Source organism: Massilia glaciei (assembly GCF_003011895.2).
GTDB lineage: Bacteria > Pseudomonadota > Gammaproteobacteria > Burkholderiales > Burkholderiaceae_D > Telluria_A > Telluria_A glaciei.
In genome coordinates, this window is sequence record NZ_PXWF02000090.1 from 1 (window position 1) to 9848 (window position 9848).

The following is a 9848-nucleotide window of genomic DNA, read 5'->3' on the forward strand; positions in this document are numbered from 1 at the left end:
GCGTATTGACGCGTTCGTTTCTACGCGTGTGTCGCGTGGCGGCCCTCTGAGCGAATGAATAAGTAAATTCCTTGACAGCAAAAACGAAAGACTCGACACTGGCGAGCTGGTGGTATGGGGTATAAGCGATGATCAGGACGGAAACGATGGATTCAAACGATAGCCGGCGCGCGCGCGCCATGATGGGCGCCGCCGCGCTCTGCCTGCTTGCAGCCTGCGGCAGCGGTGGCGGCTCCCCACCGCCCCCTCCGCCACCGCCGCCGCCACCGCCGCTGGCGGTGCTGGCAGTGTCCTCGCCGATGGCCAGCTTGTCGGCGTCGGGCCGCGCGCTGCTCGCGTTCCGCGCCGCCCTGGTCAGCAACGTGAGCTACCCGGTGCCGCTCAATTTCATCATCACCGGTGGAACCAGCGGCACCGACTGCGGCGCCGGGGTGGACTTCCTGCTGCCGGCGGCGTCCAACCTGGTCGTCACCGCGCGCGGCGCGTCCACCAGCGGCCAGCTGTCGATCGCCTCGGCGGCGTCCGAGCGCCAGGTCAATGTGTTTCTGTGCCCGATCGCGGGCGCGGCCGACCGCACCCTCACGTTCAAATGGAACGACACCAGCCCGACCGGCGTGGGCGAGGCGCTCGGCCTGGCCCGTGGCAGCGGCAACACCGGCTTCGTCAACAGCAAACGCCTCAACGACACGGGCATCACGACCTGCTCGAACGCGGCGGCCAACGCGCTGGCCTGCCCGCAAGCCGGTTTCGCCGGCCAGGACGGCGAGTCGGGCCGCGACGCCCAGGCCGCGCTCACCGGCGCCGGAGGCAGCCGCATCAGCGCCTTCGTCCTGACCGCCTTGCCCGGCGCGGGCTGCGTGCAGGATAACGTCACCGGCCTGCTGTGGGAGGGCAAGGGCGGGACCGGCCTGCATGCGGCCGGCTCCACCTATTCGTGGTTCGACAGCGCCGGCGCCAACGGCGGCGCGGCCGGCAGCGCCGGCGCCGGCGTGTGCAGCGGCAGCGGCTGCGACACCGAAAAATTCGTCGCCGCCGTCAACGCCGAGGCCCTGTGCGGTTTCAGCGACTGGCGCCTGCCGAGCGCCGACGAACTGGCCGGCATCGTCGACAGCGGCGCGCCCGCCGCGCCGACCGTGCGGCCCCAATTCGCCAACCAGCTTGCCGCGACCTACTGGAGCGCCTCGCCGCGCGCCGGCGCCGCGGCCGACGCCTGGCAGGTCGACTTCAACAGTGGCGCGGTCGGCTTCGCGGCCAAATCGAGCCCCAACCGGGTTCGCCTGGTGCGCGGCAACTGAGAGGCTGAGAGTCTTTCGATCATGCCCGCTCATCACGCCAGAAAGCGCCAGTTAGTCGTTGCAAATGCTCGCCATAGCCCGCTATGGCTGTGCTTTTCGCCTCGATCTGCCGCTTTCTGGCGGGCTGCTCGGGCACGCCCGAAAAACTCTCAGCCTCTGATGCCCTCGACCGCATCCACCCCGCCGGCCGCCGCGCACGCGGCGGCCCCGCACCTTTTTTTTTCGGAGCCAACATGAAACCAACATCGCGCCGCCGCGCGCGCGCGCTGAGCACCTTGCTGGCGGCCGCGCTGGCAGCCTTGAGCGCGCCGGCCGGCGCCGCCTGCAACGGCGCCGACATCAACCCCAGCACGCCTGACGCGCGCTTCGTGGTCTCCGGCGAAACCGTGAGCGACACCGCCACCGGGCTGGTCTGGAAACGCTGCGCCGAGGGCCTCACCGGCGCCGACTGCGCCGGCGGCGCCGCCCTGGCCGGCAGTTGGGCCGAGGCGCTCGCGCGGGTGGCCGCCGTCAACGCGGCCCCGGCCACGCTGGGCGCCAACAGCAGCGACTGGCGCCTGCCGAACCGCAACGAGCTGGCCTCGCTGGTCGAGCGCAAGTGCGCCGCGCCGGCCATCAACGCCACCATTTTTCCGCGCACCCCGGCCCAGAGCTTCTGGACCGGCTCGCCCTACGCGCAGCACACCGCGCTGGCCTGGTATGTCGATTACAACGCGGGCGATGTCGGCCCGGCGCTCAAGACCGGCGCCAAGAACATCCGCCTGGTGCGCGCCGGGCAGTAAAATTTAGCAGGCAGCAGGCAGCCGGCGTCGATGGCGCCGGCTAGCAGCCTGCTAGGGCGGGACGGGCGGCGCGCGCGCGGTCCGGGCAGCAAATGGCAGTGCAAAACCAGGGGCCGTCCGCGGGCGGTCCGACCACCGAAAATATTGGAGATTTACATGTTCAAACAAGTCGTTCCTGTGAACCAGCAGCGCCATGCCGGAAAAAAGATCAAACAGGTTGAGGGTTTCGGCTTCGCCTCGCAGTTCCACATCGCCTACGTCACGACGCACGAGTTCGTCCGGTCCGCCGCCATCTATCCGCTCGTGTTCATCGAAGACAAGGAAAAAGACGAGTTCCGCCCGGTCGCGCTGCTCGGCCTCGACGCCGGCGAGAACCTGTTCGTCGGCGCCGACCAGAAGTGGGCCGCCTCGTACATCCCCGCCATCATCCGGCGCTATCCGTTCGCTCTGTCGCAGGCGGGCGAGGACGGCCGCTTCCTGGTGTGCGTCGACGAGGGCAGCGAGCTGTTCAACGACACCGAGGGCAGCGCCCTGTTCGACGACAAGGGCGAGCCGACCGAAGTGGTCGAGAACGTCAAGCGCTACCTGTCCGAACTGCAGCAGATGGACGCGATCACGGGCGAGTTCTGCAAGTTCCTGGCCGCGCACAACCTGTTCGTGCCGCTCAACATGCGGGTGCGCCAGAACGACAAGTTCAAGAACATCTCGGGCTGCTACGTGATCAACGAGGAGCGCCTGAACAACCTGTCGGACGAATTGTTCCTCGAGTTGCGCGCCAAGCACTACCTGCCGGCGATCTACGCGCAGCTGACCTCGCTCTCGCAGATCGAGCGCCTGGTGATGTTGAAGGACGAGAAACAGCAGCCGCTGGCCGCCTGACCGGCAACCGGCCGCCTTGCCGTCGCCTTGCCTTCGCCTTGCCGTCGCCCCTGCGGCGGCACGGGGCGCACGCGGCACCGCCCGCGCCCGCAACGGTCTGGCGGCGCCGCGTGACGTTCTCATTTTTTTGGTCTGTCACGCACATGTCCGCACCAAGCATTATTAAATTGTTCCCGCGCTGGCGCCACGCCCGCCTGCTGCTGCCGCTGGCCCTGGCGCTGGCCGGCGGCGCCGCCTCCGCCCAGCGCGCCGCGGCGCCGGACCCGGTCGCCATGCCGGCCGCCGGGGTGGTGACCCTGACCCCGAAGATGCTGCTGCAGCTGGTGGTCGCGCGCAGCGCCGAGGTCAACTACAGCCGGGCACAAATCGAGGTCGCCGGCCAGCTCAGCGAAGCCGAGGCCGCGCTCTACGAGGCGGTCCTGTACACCAGCTGGCGGCGCGACGCCGGCGAGCGCCAGCGCACCGTCGAGGAGCGCGTCAACAACCTGGCCACGAGCAGGCTCTCCGTGCTCGACGAGCGCAACGAGAGCATCGAGAGCGGGATGCGCGTGCGCCTGCCCACGGGCGGCGATTTTTCGCTCAGCTACCGGCTGCGCGAGCGCCGCAACAACATCATCGGCAGCGCGTCCAAAAGCGACGGCGAATTCGACGGCGCCGTGGTGGTGGCCTTCAAGCAGCCGCTGCTCAAGGGCGGCGGGCGCGACATCGTCGAGACCGACCTGCGCGTGGCCAACCTCGAGCACCGCATCGCCGTGTTCCAGTACCGCCAGCAGTTGCTCAAGACCGGCAGCGAGGCGCTGGCCCTGTACTGGCAGTTGTACCGCGCCATCGAGGTGCGCCAGATCCGCCAGAAGGCGCTCGACTACGCGCACCGGGTCGAGGCCGACACCCTGGCCCGCGTCGACGCCGGCAAGCTGGCCGCGAGCAACAAGATCGAGGCGAGGGCCGCCGTGCTGCTGCGCGAGGTCGAACTGATCCGCGCCGGCCAGGGCGTGCGCGAGGCCGAGGCCCGGCTCGAGACGGTGCTGGCGATCTCGGGGCTGGCCCATTCCAAGCTCACGCTCACGGCCGCCGCGCCCGGGCCCGAACTGCTCGCCGCCGGCGGGCTCGACGCCGGCCAGCGCTACCTGCGCGCGCTGCAGGACTGGCCCGCGCTGGGGATCGCCAGGCTGCGCGCCGAGCAGGCCGGGATCCGCCTGCGCTACGCCGAGAACCTGTCCCTGCCCACGCTCGACCTGGTGCTCAGCCAGACCAACACCGGCTTGTCGAGCGAAATCAACCCCGCGCGCGATCTGGCCGAGCATGGGCGCTATCCGGGCTGGTCGGTCGGCCTGAACCTGGAGATCCCGCTCGAGGGCAACCGCAGGGCGCGCGCCCAGTACGCGGCCCAGGACGCGCGCGTGCGCCAGGCCGGGATCGAGATCGATTCGATCCGCACCGCGCTCGCCAACGAGGTGCGCACCCGCACCGAGCAGGCCGCGGGCGGGCGCGACGAGGTCAACCTGATGGGCTCGGACGTGGCGCTGCGCGTCGAGATGCTGCGCATCGAGCAGGTGCGCTACGACTCGGGCATGGGCCAGTTGTCGCAGCTGCTGCTGCGCGAGAACGAGCTGACCGATTCGCGCCAGCGCCTGGTCGAGAGCAACGCCCGGCTGGGACAGGCGAACGACGCGCTGCGCTACGCCGACGGCTCCCTGCTGCGACACTACGCCATAACACTGAGAGACTGAGATGCTTTTCGCCGCCCGCAACCTCGCACCGGCCGCAGCGCGCCGCCCCACCCTGGCCGCGCTGGCCGCCCCCGTGCTGGCCGCCGTGCTGGCCGCCGCGCTGGCCGCCGCCGCGCCGGCCCACGCCGCCCAGTACGTCGGCCTGGTGTACCCGGTGCACGACTTGAGCCTGAGCATGGGCGTGGGCGGGGTGGTCGCGCGCCTGCCGGTGCGGGCCGGGCAGCAGGTGCGCGCCGGCCAGACCCTGCTGGTGCTCGACGACCGCATGCAGTCGATCGAGGTCAACCGGCGCCAGGTGGTGTTCGAGGACAACAGCGAACTGGACGCGGCCGGCGCGCGCGCGCGCGCGCTCGGCACCATGCTCAAGGACACCCGGCGCGTGTTCCAGAGCACCGGCTCGATCAGCCGCGACGAGATGAGCAAGCTTGAGGTCGAATATTCGGCCGCGCGCGGGCGCCAGGAGCAACTGCTGGCGCAGAAGCGGCGCGAAAAGCTCGAGTATTCGGGCGCGGTGCAGGAGCGCGCGCTGCGCGCCATGACGGCCCCGCTGGGCGGGGTCATCACGCGCATCGACCCCAAGGTCGGGGAATGGGCCAAGCCGGGCGAGCCCCTGATACGGCTGGTCGACGCCTCGCGCTGTTTTTTGACCACCAACGTGCCGCTGGCGGCGCTGACCGGGCTCAAGACCGGGCAATCGCTGACCGTCAGTTTCGAGGGCGCGGCCAACGCCGCCCCGGTCGCCGGCAAGGTCAGCTTCGTCTCCAGCGTGGCCGACGCCGCCAGCGGCCTGGTCGAGGTGCGGATCGACCTGCCCAATCCGGGCCTGCGCATCCGCCCCGGCATCAAGGGCATGATCGAGCTGCCCGCCGCCAAGCGCTAGGCGCCGCGCCCGCGCGCGCCCAGGCGCGCGACCGCCCCCCCACCCATTTGACTGAACCGCCTATGAACCGCCAAGCCGACACCGCCGATCCACAGCAGGGCGCCCGCGCGCGCGCGGCGGGCCCGGGTGGGCCGCAGGGCGCGCCCGACGCGCCCGAGCTGATCGCGGCGCTGCAGGCGCTGCGGCGCGCCCCGCGCGACGGCGCCGGCCACTGGGACCAGTACTGCGCGCTGATCGGGCCGCTGTGCCGGGCCGGCGCGGCGCTGCTGGTGCAGCGCGGCGCGGGCGGCTGGCGCCTGCTCGGCGCCCACGGCGCGGGCGACGACTGGGCCCTGCGCAACTGGCCCGATCTGCTCGAGCAGCGCGGCGGCGAGCGCCTCGACAAGGGCTTCGCGCTGTCGCCGCTGCACGACGACGCCGGCCGCCTGCGCATCCTGGCGCTGGTGCAAACGAGCGGCATCGGCGAGGCGCGCCTGGTGCTCGAGATCGCCGAGCGCGAGCGCGGCCAGCTCAACGAGCTGATCATGCGCGCCATGCTGATGACCGATTTTCCGGCGCAGGAGCCGGCGGCGGCGCCGGCCGCCCCGGCCGCACCTTCAGACGGGCCCGGCCCGGCCAGCGTCGCCATGCTCGACCTGGTGGCGCAGGTGGTGGCCGAACGCCGCTTCGGCGCCGCCGCCCTGGTGCTGGTCAACGGCCTGGCCGCGCGCTTCGGCGCCGACCAGGTCGCGCTCGGCTGGCGCATCGACGGCGCCATGCGCACCGTCGCCCTGAGCCATGTCGACCGCTTCGAAAGCAACACCGAGCACGTGCAATTGCTCGACGAGGTGTTCCTCGAGGCGCTCGGGCGCACCGCGCCGCTCTGGTTCGACGCCGCGGAGCAGGCCGGGGAACCCGGCTGCGAGACCCACGCCAGGCTGGCGCGGCGGCTCGGCTTCGGGCGGTTGTACTCGCGCCCGGTGCAGCAGGCCGACGGCAGCGCCGGCGCGGTGCTGCTGTTCGGCTTCAAGGAGCGGCCCTGCGCGCCCGACGACGCCGACTTGGCGCTGGCGACCGGCTTTTTGCAGCCCTGGCTGGACGCGCTGCAGCAGCGCGACCGCTGGTGGGGTCTGCGCCTGCGCGACTGGGCGCGCGCGCGCCTCGCGCTCCTGCTGGGCCCGCGCCAGGTGTGGCGCCGCGGCGCCGTCGCCGCCTGTTCGCTGCTGCTGCTGTTCGCCGTGTTCGGCACGTGGGAGCACCGGATCGAGGCCAACGCTCAGCTCACCACCGACAGCACGCGCCTCATCAGCGCCCAGTTCGACGGCCGCGTCGAGCAGGTCCACGCCAGCGCCGGCGACACGGTGCGCGCCGGCGCGCTGCTGGCCACGCTCGACACGCGCGAGCTGCGCCAGCAGCAGCTCGACCTGGGCGCCGAGCGCCAGCGCCTCGAGGCCGAGAGCGACAAGGCGCGCGCCGCCGGCAACCTGGCCGAGCTGGGCATCGCCTCGGCGCGCGCGGCCCAGGCCGGGGCGCGCCAGATCCGGGTCGCGCAGTACCTGGCGCAGGCCCAGGCGCGCGCCCCGTTCGAGGGCGTGCTGGTCGCCGGCGAGCGCAAGGACCTGCTCAACGCGCCCGTCAAGAAGGGCGACAACCTGTTCCGCATCGCCCGCATCGACGGCCTGTACGTCGAGATCATGGTGCCCGAGCGCGACGTGCGGCACGTGCTGGCCAACGCGCGCGGCCGCCTGCGCCTGCTCAGCCGGCCCGACCAGAGCTTCCCGTTCACGCTCTCGGCGGTGATCCCGATGGCCCAGGTCAAGGGGCAGGAGGGCAACCACTTCCTGGTCAAGGGCCGCCTGCTCGACGCGCCCGAGGCGTGGTGGCGGCCCGGCATGAGCGGCATCGCGCAGGTCGACTGCGGGCGCCGCAACGTGGCCTGGATCGTGACCCACCGCCTGCTCGACAGCCTGCGCATGCACCTGTGGTGGCTCGGTTGAGGGCGCGCGCGCGATGAGCGGGGCGGTTTTCAGCGACTCCTGGTTCCGCGTCGCGCACGCCAGGGTGGCGCTGCCGGCCAGCGTCGAGGTCGAGCGCCAGCGCTTCGGCGGCGAGCTCTGGTACGTGCTGCGCGACAGCTATTCGCACCGCTACTTCCGCGTCACGCCCCAGGCCTACGCCTTCATCGCCAGCCTCACGCCCGAGCGGACGGTCGAAGAGGGCTGGCTCGCGTTCATCGCCGAGCGCCCCGACGAGGCGCCCGGCCAGGAGGACGTGGTGCGGGTGCTGTCGCAGCTGCACGTGGCCAACATGCTGTACTTCCGCGAGCCGCCCGACAACCAGGCCATCTACGCGCGCGCCCAGACCCAGCGCCGGCGCGAGCTGCAAAGCAAGCTGATGGGTTTTTTGTACACCCGCGTCTACCTGTTCGACCCCAACCGCCACCTGGACCGCTGCGCGCGCCTGATCGCGCTGACCACCGGGCGCCCGGCGCTGCTGCTGTGGCTGCTCGTGGTCGGCGCCGGCACCGGCGCCGCGGTCATGAACTGGGGCGCCCTGAGCGACCATTCGCAGGGCCTGTTCTCGCTGTCGAACCTGCCATGGCTGTTCGCGACGCTGACCGTCATGAAGCTGCTCCACGAGATCGGCCACGCGTTCGTGTGCAAGCGCTTCGGCGGCCCGGTGCACGCGTTCGGCATCATGTTCCTGATCATGACGCCGCTGCCGTACGTCGACACCGCCTCGGCCTGGGGCATCAAGGACCGCTTCGCGCGCGCCATGGTCAGCGCCGCCGGCATGTTCGTCGAACTGTTCCTGGCCGCGCTCGGGGCGCTGGTGTGGTCGCAGACCGGCCCCGGCCTGGTCAACAGCCTGGCCTACAACGTGATGGTGGTCGGCTCCGTCTCGAGCCTGCTGTTCAACGGCAATCCGCTGCTGCGCTTCGACGCCTACTACATCCTGGCCGACCTGGTCGACATCCCCAACCTGTACCAGAAGGCGCAGCAGCACTGGATGTACCTGGGCGACCGCTACCTGCTGGGCACGACGGGCGCCGAGGCGCCGGCCCGCAACCGGCGCGAGCGGCTCTGGTTCACCGGCTACGGGCTGCTCGCCTTTCTGTACCGGATCGTGATCTCGGTCGGCATCATCCTGTTCGTGATGGACCAGTGGTTCCTGGTCGGGGTGTTCATGGCCGTGGTGACCGCGCTCACGCTGCTGGTGTGGCCGCTCAAAAAACTCTACCAGCACCTCAACGGGCCGAAGGTGGCGGCCAACCGGCGCCGCGCCGCCACCGTCACGGGCGCGGTCCTGGGCGGCCTGCTCGCGTTCGTCCTGTTCGTGCCGATGCCGTCCTCGATCATGGCGCACGGGGTGTTGCAGGCCAACGAGTCGAGCGTGCTGCACACGGCCAGCGAGGCGGTGCTCACGCGCTTGCTCAAGCGCAGCGGCGACCTGGTCGCCAAGGGCGAGCTGATCGCGGTGCTGGGCAACCCGGAGCTGGACTACGAATACGCGCTGGCGCGCCAGCAGAGCGACGAGCTCGAGGTGCAGTACCGGCAGTCGCTCGCGCGCAACCGCGCCGACAGCGCGCCGCTGGTCGAGCGGCTCGCCGCGCTGGCAATCCAGATCGGCGAGCTCGAGCGGCTCAAGCGCCGGCTCGAGGTGCGCGCCCCGCACGCCGGCAAATGGGTGGCCGCTGCCTCGCTGCACGAGCGCGGCGGGGCTTGGATCCCGCGCGGCCAGGCGCTCGGCGAACTGGTGGTTGACCAGCGCTTCCGCTTCGTGGCGGTGGTGCCGCAGGAGCAGGCCGACGACCTGTTCCGCAACAGCGCGGCGCGCGCCCAATTGCGCCTGGCCGGCCAGTCCGAGATCACGCTACCGATCGAGCGCTTCACGCTGATCCCGTACCACCGCGACAGGCTGGTCTCGAGCGCGCTCGGCTTCGCCGGCGGCGGCGAGATCGCGAACAAGCCGGGCGACCAGAGCGGCGAGGCCAGTGCCGAGTCGTTCTTCGAGCTGCGCGCCAGCCTGCCGGCCGACCTCAAGGCGCAGCAGGCCAGGGGCCTGGCGCCGCTGCCCGGCCTGTCGGGCGTGATGCGCATCGAACTGCCCGGCAAACCGCTGTTCGGGCGGGCCCGCAAGGCGCTGATGCAGTTGTTCCAGAAGCGCTATGGCGTTTGATCCGGGCCTGGCGCGGGCCTTGGGCTGGCCGTGGACGGCGCGCGCCGGCTTCGAGCGCGAGGCCGCCGCCGCCATGGCGGCCGCCGCGGCCGGCCCGGAAGAACCGCTCGCCGCGCTGCTGCAC

7 protein-coding genes are annotated in these 9848 nt (G+C 71.4%); all 7 read left to right on the forward strand.

Annotation, left to right across the window (positions count from 1 at the left end; genetic code table 11):
- Positions 1-146 precede the first annotated feature (146 nt).
- Entirely contained in the window at positions 147-1295 is a 1149-nt protein-coding gene (locus C7C56_RS06705) for an Lcl C-terminal domain-containing protein (protein WP_146204317.1), read from the forward strand.
- Between the two features lie 233 nt (positions 1296-1528).
- Entirely contained in the window at positions 1529-2077 is a 549-nt protein-coding gene (locus C7C56_RS06710) for an Lcl C-terminal domain-containing protein (protein ID WP_181373049.1), read from the forward strand.
- 156 nt (positions 2078-2233) lie between these two features.
- Positions 2234-2956 carry a SapC family protein gene (locus tag C7C56_RS06715; RefSeq protein ID WP_106756689.1) on the forward strand — a complete coding sequence of 241 codons (723 nt, stop codon included), beginning with the start codon at positions 2234-2236 and terminating at the stop codon, positions 2954-2956.
- Positions 2957-3099: 143 nt separating this feature from the next.
- Entirely contained in the window at positions 3100-4686 is a 1587-nt protein-coding gene (locus C7C56_RS06720; protein WP_106756690.1) for a TolC family protein, read from the forward strand.
- A 1-nt stretch (position 4687) separates the two neighbouring features.
- Positions 4688-5566 (forward strand): efflux RND transporter periplasmic adaptor subunit, encoded by an 879-nt coding sequence (locus tag C7C56_RS06725; RefSeq protein WP_106756691.1) that lies wholly within the window; start codon positions 4688-4690, stop codon positions 5564-5566.
- Positions 5567-5628: 62 nt separating this feature from the next.
- On the forward strand, positions 5629-7542 hold the full coding sequence (locus C7C56_RS06730) for an efflux RND transporter periplasmic adaptor subunit (RefSeq protein ID WP_106756692.1): 1914 nt from the start codon (positions 5629-5631) through the stop codon (positions 7540-7542).
- A gap of 13 nt (positions 7543-7555) precedes the next feature.
- Positions 7556-9724, forward strand: coding sequence for a hypothetical protein (locus C7C56_RS06735; RefSeq protein ID WP_106756693.1), 2169 nt, complete (start codon positions 7556-7558; stop codon positions 9722-9724).
- Positions 9725-9848: the final 124 nt, after the last annotated feature.

What these genes read in the sequence shown, in the direction of transcription:
- C7C56_RS06705 (WP_146204317.1), top strand. Translation starts at nt 147, where the DNA reads ATGGATTCAAACGATAGCCGGCGCGCGCGCGCCATGATGGGCGCCGCC.
- C7C56_RS06710 (WP_181373049.1), top strand. Translation starts at nt 1,529, where the DNA reads ATGAAACCAACATCGCGCCGCCGCGCGCGCGCGCTGAGCACCTTGCTG.
- C7C56_RS06715 (WP_106756689.1), top strand. Translation starts at nt 2,234, where the DNA reads ATGTTCAAACAAGTCGTTCCTGTGAACCAGCAGCGCCATGCCGGAAAA.
- C7C56_RS06720 (WP_106756690.1), top strand. Translation starts at nt 3,100, where the DNA reads ATGTCCGCACCAAGCATTATTAAATTGTTCCCGCGCTGGCGCCACGCC.
- C7C56_RS06725 (WP_106756691.1), top strand. Translation starts at nt 4,688, where the DNA reads ATGCTTTTCGCCGCCCGCAACCTCGCACCGGCCGCAGCGCGCCGCCCC.
- C7C56_RS06730 (WP_106756692.1), top strand. Translation starts at nt 5,629, where the DNA reads ATGAACCGCCAAGCCGACACCGCCGATCCACAGCAGGGCGCCCGCGCG.
- C7C56_RS06735 (WP_106756693.1), top strand. Translation starts at nt 7,556, where the DNA reads ATGAGCGGGGCGGTTTTCAGCGACTCCTGGTTCCGCGTCGCGCACGCC.